The 15,812-nt window shown below is 63.3% G+C and carries 14 protein-coding genes; 9 read left to right on the top strand and 5 right to left on the bottom strand.

From position 1 onward, the window contains the following. The first annotated feature begins 24 nt into the window (after positions 1–24). A complete protein-coding gene (locus tag AC3LCN_RS02040) occupies positions 25–459 on the top strand; it encodes an arsenate reductase ArsC (protein WP_488648426.1) in 435 nt (144 codons plus the stop codon). Here AC3LCN_RS02040 and AC3LCN_RS02035 read toward each other — a convergent pair. Then, entirely contained in the window at positions 456–1,670 is a 1,215-nt protein-coding gene (locus AC3LCN_RS02035; protein ID WP_488648425.1) for a DEAD/DEAH box helicase, read from the bottom strand. The genes AC3LCN_RS02040 and AC3LCN_RS02035 overlap by 4 nt on opposite strands. Positions 1,671–1,722: 52 nt before the next feature. Between AC3LCN_RS02035 and AC3LCN_RS02030 the strand changes: the two genes are divergently transcribed. Next, a complete protein-coding gene (locus AC3LCN_RS02030; protein ID WP_488648424.1) occupies positions 1,723–2,997 on the top strand; it encodes a replication-associated recombination protein A in 1,275 nt (424 codons plus the stop codon). Here AC3LCN_RS02030 and AC3LCN_RS02025 read toward each other — a convergent pair. The 3 genes from AC3LCN_RS02025 to AC3LCN_RS02015 are packed head-to-tail and all read right to left on the bottom strand — an operon-like array spanning position 2,994 to position 5,545. Continuing rightward, on the bottom strand, positions 2,994–3,800 hold the full coding sequence (locus tag AC3LCN_RS02025; RefSeq protein ID WP_488648423.1) for an energy-coupling factor ABC transporter ATP-binding protein: 807 nt from the start codon (positions 3,798–3,800) through the stop codon (positions 2,994–2,996). The genes AC3LCN_RS02030 and AC3LCN_RS02025 overlap by 4 nt on opposite strands. Before the next feature lie 9 nt (positions 3,801–3,809). Continuing rightward, positions 3,810–4,592, bottom strand: coding sequence for an energy-coupling factor transporter transmembrane component T (locus AC3LCN_RS02020; protein ID WP_488648422.1), 783 nt, complete (start codon positions 4,590–4,592; stop codon positions 3,810–3,812). Then, entirely contained in the window at positions 4,589–5,545 is a 957-nt protein-coding gene (locus AC3LCN_RS02015) for an energy-coupling factor ABC transporter permease (RefSeq protein ID WP_488648421.1), read from the bottom strand. The genes AC3LCN_RS02020 and AC3LCN_RS02015 overlap by 4 nt, the downstream gene beginning before the upstream one ends. 53 nt (positions 5,546–5,598) lie before the next feature. On the opposite strand from AC3LCN_RS02015, the gene AC3LCN_RS02010 reads away from it, so the two are divergent. The 6 genes from AC3LCN_RS02010 to AC3LCN_RS01985 all read left to right on the top strand — a co-directional run bounded on the left by AC3LCN_RS02010 (position 5,599) and on the right by AC3LCN_RS01985 (position 12,118). Further along, positions 5,599–6,057, top strand: a complete 459-nt coding sequence (locus AC3LCN_RS02010; RefSeq protein ID WP_488648420.1) for a Fur family transcriptional regulator — start codon at positions 5,599–5,601, stop codon at positions 6,055–6,057. Between the two features lie 50 nt (positions 6,058–6,107). Beyond that, on the top strand, positions 6,108–7,673 hold the full coding sequence (locus AC3LCN_RS02005) for an aldehyde dehydrogenase family protein (RefSeq protein WP_488648419.1): 1,566 nt from the start codon (positions 6,108–6,110) through the stop codon (positions 7,671–7,673). A gap of 55 nt (positions 7,674–7,728) precedes the next feature. Then, positions 7,729–9,027, top strand: a complete 1,299-nt coding sequence (locus AC3LCN_RS02000) for an aminotransferase class III-fold pyridoxal phosphate-dependent enzyme (RefSeq protein WP_488648418.1) — start codon at positions 7,729–7,731, stop codon at positions 9,025–9,027. 72 nt (positions 9,028–9,099) lie between these two features. Next, positions 9,100–10,008, top strand: coding sequence for a CoA transferase subunit A (locus AC3LCN_RS01995; RefSeq protein WP_488648512.1), 909 nt, complete (start codon positions 9,100–9,102; stop codon positions 10,006–10,008). Continuing rightward, entirely contained in the window at positions 10,005–10,787 is a 783-nt protein-coding gene (locus AC3LCN_RS01990) for a CoA-transferase subunit beta (protein WP_488648417.1), read from the top strand. Before AC3LCN_RS01995 ends, AC3LCN_RS01990 begins: the two co-directional genes overlap by 4 nt. Further along, the gene (locus AC3LCN_RS01985; RefSeq protein ID WP_488648416.1) at positions 10,784–12,118 is read left to right on the top strand and encodes an aminotransferase family protein; all 1,335 of its coding nucleotides are present in this window, start codon (positions 10,784–10,786) and stop codon (positions 12,116–12,118) included. The genes AC3LCN_RS01990 and AC3LCN_RS01985 overlap by 4 nt, the downstream gene beginning before the upstream one ends. Here the strand turns inward: AC3LCN_RS01985 and AC3LCN_RS01980 are convergent. Next, entirely contained in the window at positions 12,115–12,549 is a 435-nt protein-coding gene (locus tag AC3LCN_RS01980) for an OsmC family peroxiredoxin (protein WP_488648415.1), read from the bottom strand. The genes AC3LCN_RS01985 and AC3LCN_RS01980 overlap by 4 nt on opposite strands. 114 nt (positions 12,550–12,663) lie before the next feature. On the opposite strand from AC3LCN_RS01980, the gene AC3LCN_RS01975 reads away from it, so the two are divergent. Next, positions 12,664–15,783, top strand: a complete 3,120-nt coding sequence (locus AC3LCN_RS01975) for an efflux RND transporter permease subunit (RefSeq protein ID WP_488648414.1) — start codon at positions 12,664–12,666, stop codon at positions 15,781–15,783. Positions 15,784–15,812: the final 29 nt, after the last annotated feature.

Raw genomic sequence — 15,812 nt, 5'->3', positions numbered from 1 at the left:
GGGCAGAACCGTTACGATGCCCGCATGAGCAGCACACGCGTCCTCTTCCTCTGCACGCATAACAGCGCACGCTCGCAGATCGCAGAGGCGCTCCTTCGCTCGCGTGGACGCGGCGCCTTCGAGGTTGAGAGTGCCGGCACCGAGGCGACGCTGGTTCGCCCCCATGCCCTTACCGTGCTGAACGAGATCGGTATTGATGCCTCTGCCCAGACCAGCAAGACGCTTCACCAGTTCCTTGACGAGACATTCGACTACGTGATTACCGTCTGTGACGCTGCGAACGACGCCTGCCCCATCTTCCCCAATGGCGGACAGCGCGAGCACTGGTCGCTGCCAGACCCCTCAAAGGTGGGAGGGAGCGAAGAGCGTCAGCTGGAAGCGTATCGCGAAGTGCGCGACGATTTGGAGATCCGCATCATGGAGTTCATCCGCCAGGTTGGGGCGAGCGCAACGAGCTAGCGGCGACCTCGCTGCAGGCGAATCATCTGCGCCTTGGCGATCAAATCGCGCGGGAAGTCGAGCAGGATCGGTTCGTAGCCGAGCGGGATCTCCATGTGGAGCCCAGCCTTTGTGAGCTTTCGCACCAGGCTCAACTTATCCATCTCGTCGGGGGCAACGAAGCTGACCGCCTCACCGAGTGCGCCAGCGCGACCGGTGCGGCCGATTCGATGCACGTAATCCTCGGGGTCGAATGGAAGCTCGTAGTTGATGACCGCAGGGAGTGCCTCAATGTCAAGGCCGCGCGCAGCGACGTCGGTGGCGACCATGACGCGCGCCTCGCCCGCCTTGAACGCGGCAAGGGCGCGGTTGCGCTGCTTTTGATCCTTGTCGCCGTGAATCTCGACTACGGAGTGCCCATCGCGATGCAGGAAGTCGCCGAGGCGGTTGGCTTCAACTTTTCGGTTCACGAAGACGAGCGCCTGCTCCCACGGCTTGGTGCGCAGTAGGTCGCTGAGCAGCTGTCGTCGGCGTCGATCATCGACGGCCATGATCACCTGGCGAACGTTCTCGTTCGTCTGGTTGCGTCGCGCGACTTCGACGGTAATCGGGTCGCGGAGGAAGTCCTGCGCCAGGGCGCGAATCGGTTCAGAGAAGGTTGCCGAGAAGAGGAGGCTTTGGCGCTGCTTTGGGATGAGCGCAAGGATGCGCTTCAGGTCGGGCATGAAGCCCATGTCGAGCATGCGGTCGGCCTCGTCAAGCACCAAGATCGACACCTGCGAGAGGTTGACTGTCTTGGAGTTTGCATGGTCGAGGAGTCGACCCGGGGTAGCGATGAGAATCTCGAGCCCCGCGAGCAGCATCTTCTGCTGAGGCGGCATCGGTACGCCGCCGTAGACCACACCACTTCGCAGTGGCAGGTGTCGACCGTAGGTCGCGGCGCTCTCGGAGATCTGCACCGCAAGCTCCCGTGTCGGCGTGAGGACCAGCGCACGCACTGGATGCCGCGCCGGGCTCGGCGACGACGATGCCAGCGGCTTCAGGAGCTGCAGGATCGGCAGCACGAAGGCCGCAGTCTTCCCTGTGCCAGTCTGAGCAGCGCCGAGAAGGTCGCGCCCTTGCAGCACGTACGGGATCGCTTGCGCCTGGATCGGGGTCGGTTCGGTGTACCCCTCGTCGGCGACGGCTCGTAGGAGTTCGGGAGCAAGTCCTAGTTCAGAAAAATCGGGCATCAGTGAGGCAAGCGTACCCGAGAGCGGCGCGAAGGGTGCGATGATCAGAGAGATGAAAGAGAGGACAACGCTCCTTGGTGGTCTCGCGCCAGCGCAACCCCTCGCCGCCCGGATGCGCCCAGCGACCCTCGATGAGGTGGTTGGTCAGGGTGCGCTGGTCGGGCCAGGCGCACCACTTCGACGACTCTTGGAGCGTGGCGAGGCACCTTCACTCCTACTTTGGGGGCCACCCGGGAGTGGCAAATCGACACTCGCCGCCGTGATCGCCGCATCGCTGAAGGCGGTCCCCACGAGCCTCTCCGCGACGAGCGATGGCGTGGCCGAGGTCCGCAAGGCGGTCGCCGCGGCGATCGAGCGTCGTGAACACGGCGAGCAGACACTCCTCTTCATTGACGAGCTACACCGCTTCTCGCGCACACAGCAGGATGCCCTGCTGCCGCATGTGGAGGCGGGCACGATCATCTTGGTCGGCGCCACAACAGAGCCGCCACCGCGCGCGATCTCGCCGGCGCTCCTCTCACGCATGCGCACCTTCCGCCTGGCTCCGCTCAGCAGCGACGAGCTTGAGACGCTGTTAGACCGGGCGCTCAACGATGCGCGTGGCCTTAACGGCGCGGTACAGGTTGATGCCGATGCGCGCCGCCAGTTGGTCGGCTACGCATCGGGTGATGCGCGTCGACTACTTACGCTGCTCGAGATGGCGGCCCTCATGACGACAGACGGCAAGGAGATCACGCCGCGCGAAGTGCTCCTCGCTGCACAAGACCGGAGCCTGCCGTACGACCAGTCTGGCGTCACCTCAGCGCTGATCAAGAGCATTCGCGGCAACGATCCCGACGCAGCGATCTGGTGGCTCGCGACAGCGCTCGAGGGTGGCGAGGATCCACGCGTCATTGCGCGCCGACTGCTCGTCTCCGCATCGGAGGATGTGGGCAACGCTGATCCCGCAGCGCTCCCGCTTGCCGCGGCTGCAGCACAGGTCGTCGAGCTCGCCGGATCGCCAGAGTGTGATTGGGCACTTGCGCAAGCGGTCACCTATCTCGCCTCCGCGCCGAAGTCGCCACGTGCCGGTGAGGCACTCGCTGCGGCGCGTGAGCAGATCGCCGCCAGCGGCCAACTGCCAGTCCCTGGCCATTTGCGCGCGTCGGCGAAGACGTATCAGTCACCACACGCGGCCGGTGAACCGTTTGACATCGATCAGGAGTATCTGCCGCGCGAGATTGCAACAAAGCGCTTCTATGCGCCGTCTGGGAGTGGTGCAGAGGCAGAGTTGCGCGATCGCATTGCCGCACTGCGCGCCGCGCGCGCCGAGGGGAAGAAGTCTTAGGCGAGTCCGTGCGCGAGCAGGAGCTCGCGGTTCGCCAAGATCTCGCTCGTTGATCCGTCCGCCACGATCACGCCGCGATCCACCACGATGCTGCGCGGGAAGGTGGCTCGCGCCAACTCAAGGTCATGGGTGCTGACGATGAGTGTCTGCGTGAGTGACTGCAACAGCTCAATGAGCTCACGTCGCCCGCGCGGGTCGAGGCCAGCAGAAGGCTCATCAAAGACCAAGATGCTCGGGTTCATTGCGAGTACGGTGGCAAGGGCTACACGCTTGCGCTGACCAATAGAGAGGCGCATCGGCGCACGCTGAGCCAGGTCGAGTGCGCCAACTGCGGCAAGGGCGACCTCTACGCGATCGTGAATTGCGCCCGGGGTCAGGCCCATGTGAGTGGGGCCAAACGCAACGTCGTCCCAGACCGTTGGGCTGAAGAGCTGATCATCGGGGTCTTGAAAGACGAGTCCCACCTCGGCACGCACACGGCCGATCGTCTCGTTCGACACCTGCGCTCCCGCAACATGCACGGTGCCGTGGGTTGGTCGGTGGATGCCGTTGAGGTGCAGCATCAGGGTGCTCTTCCCCGCACCATTCGGCCCTAAGAGCGCAATCTTCTCGCCCCCAGCGATCGCCAGATCGATGCCGCGCAGCGCCTCGGTTCCATCGGGGTAGCGGAAGTGCAGATGAGAGATCGCGATGGTGCCGTCGCCGGTTGGCGCGGGCGCCACATCGTGGGCGTGCTCATGGCCATGGCTGTGCGGCAGCGGTGCCCCTGGATGCGTATGTGGGTGTTCGTGCTGATCCGTCATTCGGTCAGCCTACAGGCGGGGCAGCAGCGCGCCGGCGAGGGTCAGGGAGAGCACAAGGGCGAGCACGCCGATCACCTTAATCGTTAGGCGCGGGTCGGCGACGGGCAGGGTGCCGATAGAGAGCGAGCCAGTCGCACCGCGCGAGGTGGCGGCCTCTTCAATGCGCTGCGCTCGGGAGTAGGCGCGCAAGAAGAGCGAGCCGACCAAGTTCCCTGTCGTTCGCGCACGCCACGAGATGCTGCCGCCGATTCGCTCTCGACCAGTGCCCACCGGGCTCGCGGAGCGCGCGGTGCGCGCGCGGAGCATGCGTCGCGCCTCATCACGAAGGAGCTCGAGGTAGCGAATCGTGAGGCCAGCACTGGTCGCAATCGCGTCAGGAAGCTTCATGCGGCGAAGCGCCGTGACGATGGTCGGGGCATCGGCGTAGGTGATGAGCACGATGGAGGCCTGCACGCTGACCCAAGCCTTTAGCACTGCAGTAAGCGCAATCCGTAGTCCCGCCCCAGAGATGCTGAGTGAGAGCGGGCCGATTGCACCGCTCCACAGGAGTTCATCGGTGCGCAGGAAGATGACCGGTATTGCTGCGAGAACAAATGGGAGCGCAATCCCTCCGCGTCGCGCGAGCCGCAACGGCGAGATACCGACGTAGGCACCCGCAGTGATCACCACAAACCAACTAAACGCGATGGCCACGTAGGCACCCATCGGCAGAAGGGCGATGCTAAGAACGAAGAGGAGTGCAGCGATTACTGCGGCACGCGCATCGCGACCGCCCGGCGTAGTGCGGCTCATCTTTTATCCGATTGCGACGCTGCCAGCCGGCTCAGCCCAAAGAGGAGACCAGCAATGGCGACTGCACCGATGAGTGCTGCGATGATCGTGGACGCCGTGCCGTTGAGTCCAGGGATGGCGTAGCCGGCGAACAGTTTGAACGGTGCACCAGCTTGGAAGTGTGAGAAGCCAAGTGCCTGCGCGACAGAGTTCAGTCCATCAGGATTCGTCGACGCGAAGAGTGTCGCGAGCCCAATAACGACGAAGGTGGCGCCGAAACCCGCAACGGCGCGCCGTAGGATGGAGTGCTGCACGGTAGACCTCTCGCCCAGCAGGTCTGGCGCAGTGGTGGCGATGAAGGTCAGCGCAGCAATGGTGATCAGCGCTTCGCCAACGCCGATCAGCGCATGCACGCTCAGCATCGCGGGGAGTCCCACGGAGACATTCGTCGTGCCCGACAGTCCCAATTCGAGTGTGGTTACGCCAGCTCCGGCCATCACGGAGAGCCAGCCGGCAACGCCAGCGGCGCCAATGCGAGCGCTGCGTCCATTACCAAGTGTGAGCGCGAGAGCTCGGGCAAAAAGGGTGCCCCCCAACGTGCCGATGATCCCCATATTGAAGATGTTGGCGCCGAGAGCGAGCAGGCCACCGTCCTGAAAGAGGAGCGCCTGCACACCGATGACCGTCGTCATCACGATCGTGCTGGCCCACGGTCCAAGCAGATAGCCGGCGAGTACACCGCCGAGGAGATGTCCGCTCGTGCCTGCGGCGACGGGGAAGTTAAACATCTGGGCGGCGAAGATGAACGCGCCGACAAGGCCCATCAGGATCGGTCGGCCGGCCGCACCCGCTGTATCGCGGCTCGCCGCTAATCGACGCAGGGCGATCCCAACGATCACTGCCGTGAGGAGCCAGAGGGCGAGCGCCAACTGCGGCGCCAGGAAACCGTCGGGGAGGTGCATCGTATGAATCACAGTTCGAGTCTATCGCAATACGTTGCAATAAGGATTCCCGTATCCTCCCTGAGATGAAGCCCACGCCCGATCCACAAGGAAGCCTCGCCACCCGCCTTCAGGCGGCGGTGCAGGGGCGCGGCCAACGTTGGACCGAGCAGCGGCAGCTGATCGCCGACGTGCTGGCCGCCTCCGACGGCCACGCGACCGGTGCCGAGCTGGTGGAGCGCGTGCGAACGGCAGATCCCTCGGCGACCCCCTCAACGGTCTATCGCACGCTTGATCTCCTCGAAGAGCTGGGGTTCGCTAGCCACCACCATGGCGCCGACGGCCGCGAGACTTACCACCTCGAGGTAGTAGTTGCGCACGGTCACGTGCACTGCCAGGGGTGCGGTGCCGAGGTGGAGCTTGATGCCGCCGCAGCGAAGCCGATCCTTGCTGCGATCGAGCGGGTCACCGGCTATGCCGCCGACCTCGACCACCTCTCACTCCAAGGGCGCTGCCCCTCCTGCCGAGCCGCCGCCGCGCGGTAGACTCAGCGGGATGGCGCGCCGCATGCGCGCTCCAAAGTAAGGATGGACCCATGGCTGAGAAATTGAAGATCACGTACGCCACCCTGAACGACTCCAATGAGGAGATCCATATTGGGTACGAGGCAGGCCTCGCGCAGGCTCGCGCCATGATGGGCGGCACATACGGCAACTTCATTAACGGCAGCTGGTCCACCGCAGGCGACACCTTCGTCAAGAAGTCGCCAATCGACGGCAGCGTTGTTGGCACCTTCAGTAAGGGCGACCGCAACACCGCCAAGGCGGCCATCGCTGCAGCAAAGGCGGCGTTCCCAGCCTGGTCGAAGCGGCCATGGCAGGAGCGCGTTGCCCTGATTCGCGCGGCGGCTGAGCTGATCAGCGAGCGACAGTTCCTCTACTCCGCACTCCTCTCTATTGAGGTTGGCAAGAACCGTCTCGAGGCACTCGGCGACGTCGAAGAGACCGCCGACTTCTTCCGCATCTACGCCAGTGAGGTTGAGCGCAACAAGGGCTACATCCACACCATGGGGAACCTTGGTGATGCAAAGGTCGAAACGACCACCGTCCTCAAGCCGTACGGCGTCTGGGCGGTGATCAGCCCGTTCAACTTCCCCTTCGCCCTGATGGGCGGTCCAGTTGGTGCGGCACTCGTTGCCGGCAACTCGGTTGTGCTGAAGCCTTCGTCAGAGGCGCCGCTCTCGGCGGTGCTGCTCGCACAAGCGATTAGCGATGCAGGAATTCCTGCCGGTGTTTTCAACATGGTGATGGGGCCAGGCGAAAGTGTTGGCGCAGAACTGCAGGAGAACCACGACGTATCCGGCATCACCTTCACTGGCTCAGCCGAGGTGGGCATGCAGGTCTACCGATCATTCGCCAAGAACTATCCGAAGCCCGTCATTGTTGAGATGGGCGGAAAGAACCCAACGATCATCTCAAGGCACGCGGATCTCGAGAAGGCGGCCGAAGGGGTCCTTCGTTCGGCGTTCGGTCTCGGTGGGCAAAAGTGCTCGGCGAATAGCCGCGTCTACATTGAAGCGTCAGTGCATGACGAATTCGTGAAGCACCTCGTAGAGAAGACGAAGGCGCTGAAGGTCGGCGACCCAACGGTGCGCGGCGTCTTCCTTGGCCCAATCATCAACCAGCGCTCGGTCGACACCTTTATGCGGGCCTGTGACGAGGCGAAGCGTGATGGAACGATCGAGGTCGGCGGCGGCCGCCTGACCGATGGCGATCTCGCCAAGGGCTTCTACGTCGCACCGACCGTGGTGACGGGGCTCCCAGCAACGCACCGCCTCTTTACGGACGAGCTCTTCACGCCGTTCGTTGCGGTGGCGAAGATCGCCTCGTTCGAAGAGGGGATCACCCTCGCCAACGAGAGCGAGTACGCCCTGACCGCCGGTTGCTACACCGAGGACGAGGCCGAGATCAAGACCTTCCTCGACACCATTGATGGTGGCGTGATCTACGTGAACCGCCGTGTCGGCGCCACGACCGGTGCATGGCCGATGGTCCAGCCGTTCGGCGGCTGGAAGAAGTCGGGCACGACAGGGAAGTCGGGTGGCGGCCTCTATTACGTTCCGCAGTACCTGCGTGAGCAGAGCCAGACAATCGTCCGCTAAACGGGGGAAATCCTCGTATACACTCCGCATAGAAAGCATCCATAGGAGGGACACCATGACGATCGCCGAGAAGCCTGCAACCTGGCCAGCCACGCTGCCGCACCTCGTCACCAAGGTGCCCGGCCCAAGGGCTCTCGCCCAGGTAGCCGCCGACCAAGCGGTCGTCTCTGGAAGCCTGCCTCGTGCCTATCCGTTTGCACCAGTCCGCGGTTTCGGGATGGGTGTTGAGGATCAGGACGGGAACGTCTTCCTCGACTTCTGCGCCGGCATCGCCGTGAACTCGACGGGCCACTGTCATCCACGCGTGGTGGACGCGATCGTGCAGCAGGCGCAGCGCCTCTTGCACTACAGCGCCTCTGACTTCTACGAGCAGCGCTACCAGGAGCTCGCCTCGGCGCTCGCCGCATCGGCACCATGGAAGGGGCCATCAAAGGTCCTCCTACAGAACTCAGGAACCGAAGCGGTCGAGGCTTCCATCAAGTTGGCGCGTTACATGAGTGGCCGCCAGTGGATCGTTGGTTTCGTTGGCGGCTTTCACGGACGAACCCTTGGCGCACTGACGCTGACAAATTCCAAGGCGAAGTATCACGCCCACTTTGGCCCACTTGCACCAGGCTTCTTGCACGTGCCATTCGGCAGTGAGGGCCTCGACGAGCTTGAGGAGCGCATCATTGCGCGCACCATCCCTGGCGACGAGATTGCCGCATTCGTGGTTGAGCCGGTTCAAGGTGAGGGTGGTTATATCGTCCCCGACAAGGACTTCTTCCCACGACTGAAGGCGATCGCCGACAAGTACTGCATTGCCATCGTTGTTGACGAGGTGCAATCAGGCATTGGTCGCACTGGCAAGATGTGGGCAATTGAAAACTTCGGCATCGAGCCCGACATCATCGCTGCGGCGAAGGGTCTCGGTTCAGGGATGCCAATCGGCGCCGTTGTTGCCAAAGAGCACTGGATGCGCTGGAAGCCAGGCTCGCACGGTTCAACCTTTGGCGGCAATCCAGTCGCTGCAGCGGCGGCTATCGCCACCCTGGAAGTGATTCGCGATGAGAACCTGATGCAGAACGCGATCGACCGCGGCGCACAAGCGCTCAAGGGGCTGCGCGCCGGCCTTGCCGGAAATAAGCACGTCACCGACATTCGTGGCATCGGCCTGATGATCGGCGTCGACTTCACCGATGCCGATATCGCTGGCGAGGTTGAGGTTGAGGCGTTTGAGCGCGGCCTTCTCGTGCTGACCTGTGGCGACCGCGGCGTGCGCATGAGCCCTCCACTCGTTGTGAACGAAGCTGAAATAGATACGGCCGTTCGCATCTTCTCTGAAGCCGCAGCCGCAGTCGCCGCACGGCATTGAGCGAGCGCCCATGCGCGGGCACCAGCCGCCAGGCGCAGGGGTAAGCAGGTGAGCACCTCGAAACTCGTCGATATGCGCACAGCAATCGCCGCGCATGTGCACGACGGCGATACGGTGGCAATCGAAGGATTCACCCACTGCATCTCGTTTGCAGCGGGGCACGAGATCATTCGACAGAGGCGACGCAACCTGACGCTGGCGCGCATGACGCCCGATCTCGTGTACGACCAGATGGTCGCTGCAGGCTGCGCCAAGAAGTTGATCTTCAGCTGGCTGGGCAATCCTGGCGTCGGTTCGCTGCATGCGATTCGTCGACGCACGGAGCCAGCCGCGCTCGCCCCCGGCGAATCACTCCTTGAGATCGAGGAGTACAGCCATCACGGCATGGTCGGTCGCTATGTGGCGGGCGCGCACCGCCTCCCGTTCTACCCGCTGCGCAGCTACTCCGAGAGCGACCTGCCGAGGGTGAATCCGCTGATTCGCACCGTACAGAGCCCGTTTGGTGGTGAAGAGGTCTACGCCGTGCCGCCGCTCAACCCCGACGTGACGATCATCCATGCCCAGCGCGCCGACGCTGAGGGGAACGTACAGATGTGGGGCCTACTCGGCTGCCAGAAGGAGGCGGCATTCGCTGCGAAGCGCGTGATCGCCGTTGTTGAAGAGATCGTGCCAACCAGTGTGATCCGCGCCGATCCGAATCGCACCATTGCTCCTGGGCTGATCGTGAGCGCCGTAGTGTGCGAACCGTTCGGTGCGCACCCGTCGTACGTGCAAGGTTCGTACGATCGCGACAATGCCTTCTATCGCGAATGGGACACAATCAGCCGCGATGCCGCCGCCACCGAGGCGTGGCTGCAGGAGTGGGTCTACGGCGTAAAGGATCGCGCCGCCTACGTGGCGAAGTTCGGTGGCGACTACTTCAAGGGGCTCACCCCAACGAGTGCCCCATCTGGTTCGGTTGACTACGGAGACTACCGATGAGCGCGCAGCGTCCGGCGAGCAAGAGCGAGTTGATGGTCGTCGCCTCTGCGCACGCCCTGACCGGAAAGCGCGTCTGCTTCGTGGGGGTGGGCCTCCCGAACATCGCCGTGAACCTCGCCAAGCGCACCGTCGCACCAGAGATGGAGCTGGTCTACGAGGCGGGCGTCTTCGGCGCAAATCCCGCACGACTTCCACTCTCGATTGGTGACCCAACGATCGTGACCGGCTCCACCGCCACCGTCTCCATGCACGACCTCTTCGGCCTCTACCTGCAGGGGGGTCGCATCGATGTGGGCTTCCTCGGCGGCGCGCAGATCGATCGATTCGGCAACTTGAACACGACGGTGATCGGCGACTACGCGGCACCGAAGACGCGCCTCCCTGGGTCGGGTGGCGCATGCGAGATCGCGATCAACGCCAAAGAGATTCTGGTGATCATGCGCCAGAGCACGCGCAGCTTTGTGAAGGAGCTCGACTTCCGCACCTCGCCTGGCAATCTTGGCGGCGCCGTCGCGGCGGCGAAGACGCGCGCGGCGCAGGGCTGGGGCGGCAGTGGACCATCGGGCGTTATCACCGATCTCGGCGTTTATGGATTCGACGACGACGGTGAGATGGCGCTGCGCAGCCTGCATCCGGGCGCAACCCTTGATGAGGTGCGTGCATCGATCGGTTGGGAGATCCGCATCCCGCAGAGCTTCCCCGCCACGCCGACGCCGACCGACGAGGAGCTGCGCCTGATCCGCGAAGAGCTCGACCCGACCGGGGCATACGTCTCGTGAGTAGCGGCAAGATCTTCAGCCGCGGCGGTCCCGCGCTCCCCATCGCCGCCTCTGGTGATGGTGCCTACATCTCCGACACGTCGGGGCGTCGCTACCTCGATGCCGCAGGCGGCGCCATTGTGGTGGGGATCGGCCACGGCCGACGCGCCGTTGCCGACGCCGCAGCGGCAGAGATGGCAAAGATCGCCTACGCCCACGGGAGCGCCTTCACCGCCGAGGCGCTCGACGCCTGGGCGAGTGAGATTTGTCCACTTCTACCAATGAAAGACCCGTCGCTCTATCCGGTCTCTGGCGGTTCGGAGGCTGCGGAGACGGCGCTCAAGATGGTGCGCGCCTACTGGCTGGCGCAGGGTGAACCCAATCGCACCGTGGTGGTGAGCCGCTGGGGGAGTTATCACGGCAACACCCTTGGTGCCCTCGACCTCTCCGGCCGCACTGGTTTGCGCCGACCGTATGAGCCTTGGCTCGGGCGCTTTGAGCATGTCTCGGCCCCGTATTCGTATCGTGCTGGTCTCGACGGCGCCAACGCGATTGCCAGCGGCGCCGAGGCGGTCGCCGAACTTGACGCGCTGCTAAGCCGCGTTGGCCCAGGACGCATCGCCGCCTTCGTTGCCGAGCCGATCGTTGGCGCAACGCTCGCCGCCGCCGTCCCACCCGACGACTACTGGCCAGCGGTCAGCGCCTGGTGCGCGCGCAACAAGGTGCTGCTCATTGCCGATGAGGTGATGACTGGATTCGGCAGAACTGGAACCTGGTTCGGCGTGAATCACTGGGACCTGCAGCCGGACCTGCTGCTCGCCGCAAAGGGAGTCACGAGTGGCTATTGGCCGTTCGGCTTTGTTGCAGCAGCCGGACACGTAGCTGAGCCGATCTTGGCGAGCGGCTTCGTCCACGGCTTCACGTATAGCCACTCGATTCCTGGAGCCGCCGTCGCGCGCTCCGTGCTGAAGATTCTGCGCGACGAGAACCTGATCGAGGCCTCGGCGACCCGAGGCGCCAAGCTACGCGCGGCACTCGAAGCAGAGCTCGTTGATGATCCGTGGGTCGGCGAGATTCGCGGGCGTGGACTTCTGCTCGGGATTGAACTGGTTGCCGACCGCGCTAATAAGGCGCCGCACGCGCGTGCCAAGCGCGTCACCGAGCGCGTGATCGCGCACGCCAAGAACGCTGCCGATGTCGGCCTGCTGCTCTATAGCGCCACAGGCCAGGCCAACGGCGTCGACGGCGACCAAATTGTGATCGGTCCACCGTTCGTCATTGGCGACGATGAGATTGCGCGCATCGCGCGCGGGACCGCCGCAGCGATCCGCGCGGCGCGCGACGAGGCTTAGGCGTTAATCGAGAGGGTGATCTCGACGTTCCCTGCCAGCGCTGCTGAAATCGGGCAGCCGCCCTTCGCCCCTTCAGCAAGCTCTGCAAACTTCGCAGCATCAAGGCCCGGAACATCACCCTTCAAGGCGAGTGCAGACTTCGTCACGCGCCAACCCGCCTCGACCTTCTCGAAGGTTACTGTCGCTGAAACGTCGAGCTGCATTGCTGGAGTTTCGTTGCGCGCGAGGCCGCCAGAGAGCGCCATCGCGAAGCAAGATGCGTGAGCTGCGGCGAGCAACTCTTCTGGGGAGGTTGATCCGTCATGTGCCTCTGATCGTCGCGGCCAACTCACGGGCAGCGTGCCGATTGCACCGCTCTCAAACGAGGTGATGGCCCCAGAGCCCTCGAGGAGTGAGCCGTTCCATGTGGCGGTCGCCGTTCGCGTGGTCATGATTAACCCCCCTTAATAGGTTTTTAGCCCCGCAGCATCATCGGCGGGATTCCGCGATACTACGCCTGTTGGCAGTTGTTGCCCACTTCAATCGGCGAAATAGAGGGGGACTCCATGTTTTTCCTTACGAAGCTCGCGGTCGCTCGACGCAGCGTGACCATTCTCATCGCACTCGCAGTCTTCGGCGGGGGCGTAGCGAGCTGGGGGAGCCTCAAGCAGGAGCTGCTTCCAAACATTGACTTCCCAATCATCACCGTGATCGCACCATACCCAGGCGCAGGCACCGCCGACGTCGCCGAGCAGGTGGCGGCGCCAATTGAGGCCGCTGTCGCCTCAGTTGCGGGTATCGAGTCTCTCCGATCTGTTTCAACGACCGGGCTCGGCTTCGTTTCGGCCCAGTTCGCCTACGGGAGCGACGTAAAAGAGATCGTGCGCCAGATTCAGGCTGCGATCGATAGTTCGCGCCTGCCCTCGGGAGTCACCCCAATCGTTCGCAATTTCAACATCAACTCGGCTGCCGTCGTCATCGCCACCCTCACCCCAAAGGGCGATACGACCCTGATGGGGCTGGCAACGCTTGCGCAGAGCGAGCTAATGCCGAGCCTCCGCGGCATCACCGGAATCTCCGCGGCAGATCTCTCGGGTGGCAGTGAGACCCAGGCCTACATTCAACTTGACGCCGCAAAGCTCGCCGCTACGGGCGTCAGCATGTCGCAGGTCCAAGGCCTGATTCAGGCGAACAACTTGACCTATCCGGGTGGTCAACTCCCAACGGGCAGCACCCTCGTGCCCGTGTCGGCCACTGGGCGCTTCACCTCGGTTGCCGACCTTGAGAACCTCATCGTTGGGGGCGGGGTCACGCCAGCGGGCCAGCCATACGCCGTATTCCTGAAAAATGTTGCGACTGTATCACTCGCCGAGGTGCACACCACGGGCTGGTCCGAGACGAACGGTACCCCTGGCCTGACCATCAGCGTGAGCAAGTCGGCTGATGCCAATACGGTCACCACCGCCCAGGAATCGATTGCCGCCATTGAGAAGTTTGCCGAGGCGCACTCGGCCCAGATGAAGCAGTCGGTCGTCACCAACGCATCAATCTTTATCCTTGATTCCATTGACTCGCTCTTGCGGGAGGGTGGCCTTGGTGCCGCCTTCGCCGTTATCGTCATCTTCGTCTTCCTGCTGAACCTGCGATCGACCATCGTTGCCGCGGTGAGCATTCCGCTGAGCGTCTTGGCGGCGATCATCCTCATGTCAACGACTGGCATCACGATCAACATCATGACCCTCGGTGGTCTCGCCGTTGCGGTCGGCCGCGTCGTCGACGACTCCATCGTGGTCCTGGAGAACATCTACCGACATCGCAGCCAAGGGGAGCCGATCGGCGAAGCGGTGCTCAACGGCACGCGTGAGGTTGCCTCGGCGATCACCAGCTCGACCATCACGACGATCGCGGTCTTCCTGCCGCTCGGGGTCGTGGGCGGCCTGATCAGCCAGTTCTTCCTCCCATTCGCACTCACCGTCACCTATGCCCTACTCGCGTCGCTGGTCGTTGCGTTAACAGTGATCCCAGTGCTTGCCTACTTCTTGGTGAAGGTTAAGGGCTCCAAGGCAACGATTCCGTACGCGGTCGACACTGACCGTGAAGAGGTCTCAATCTGGGGTCGTATTTATCTACCAATCCTCGGCCTTGCCCTGCGCCGCCGCGCCACGAAGCTCATGACCCTACTGATCGCGTTCAGCCTCTTCCTAGGGGCCACATCGCTCGTGAGTGCGATCCCAACGCAGTTCCTGAACAGTGGTAGCGACAAGGTGTTGACCATCACGGTGAACCCACCAATCGGCACCTCAACTGACCGCGTGCTCACACGGAGCCGCGCAGCGTACGAGATTCTTGCCAAGGACCTATCTGTTGAGTTGGTAACGACCTCAATCCCAAGCGCAGACGCAACTGGCACACAGACGCTCGTCGCTGCCACGACGGGGCGAGCACCAAATGCTGCACGAATGACGGTGCGGCTCACCGCCGATTCGAGCCTTGCAGAGGCGAAGACCCGCTTCGCGAATGAGCTCGCCGCTGTTGGCACCCAGGGCTGGACCGTTACGGTGGAAGAGGTCGGATTTGCCGCCGGCTCCAACGCCATATCAGTGATCGTCACCGGTGATCGTGCCACTGAAGTTGAGGCCGCATCAGACCTCCTCGTCACAACGCTCGCCGCAAATGGCGATCTCGCAAATGTGAAGAGTGACCTGGTAAAGGCTGGCCGCCAGATTGAGATCACCGTCAACCCATCAGCGGCCGCGATGGCCGGCCTCTCAGCGGCGCAGGTTGCTGGTGAGGTACGAAATCTCCTGGTTGGATCGCAGCTCGGGCAGATCAGCATTGATGGCTCAAAGGTGAACCTCTCCATCAAGATCGACAGCGGCTCCGTCAACGACATCACCCAACTTGGTGCCTACCTGGTGGGTGTTACGAAGAAGGTGCCGCTCAGCAGCATCGCAACAATCGAAGAGCTCTCCGTACCGTCGAGCATTACGCGTATCGACCAGGCGCTCGCCGCAAACGTGACTGGTGAGATTGCTGTTGCCGACACGGGCGCCGTGAACACCGCCGTGAAGACAGCGGTTACCGATCTGCAGGACACAGGGAAGTTGAGCAAGGTCAGCGTGCGTCTCGCGGGCGTGACAGAGCAGCAGAACGCTTCGTTCAGCGGCCTCTTCACCGCGATGGCCGTTGCCATCCTGCTCGTCTACCTGACCATGGTGTTGGTCTTCAACTCGCTTGTTGATCCGCTCGTGATCATGTTCAGCCTGCCACTCGCCGTGATTGGTGCCTTCCCGGCACTCCTGATCACGAATCGCCCGATCGGCATCTCTGCGCTCATCGGCTTCCTGATGCTCATCGGCATCGTGGTCACGAATGCCATCGTGCTGCTCGACCGCGTCGAGCAGCTACGCCACGAGGGGGTCCCTACGAGGGATGCCCTTCTGCGCGCGGGCGCAACACGCGTGCGCCCGATCCTGATGACGGCGGTCGCCACGATCTTGGCGCTCCTGCCGCTCGCAGCAGGGCCGAGCGAAGGGTCGATCATCGCCGCCGAGCTCGGCACGGTGGTGATTGGCGGACTCCTCTCATCGACGCTGCTCACCCTGCTCGTAGTGCCAGTGGTGTACAGCCTCATTGACGGGCTCAAGGAGAGCCTCTCGCGCGGTAAGCGGGCGAAGGCCGCGTAATCGGGGTGCCAAGCCAATCCTGATAGGAT

Source organism: Candidatus Limnocylindrus sp., from assembly GCF_040397215.1.
GTDB lineage: Bacteria > Chloroflexota > Limnocylindria > Limnocylindrales > Limnocylindraceae > Limnocylindrus.
This window is presented reverse-complemented; position numbering and strand designations above follow the sequence as displayed.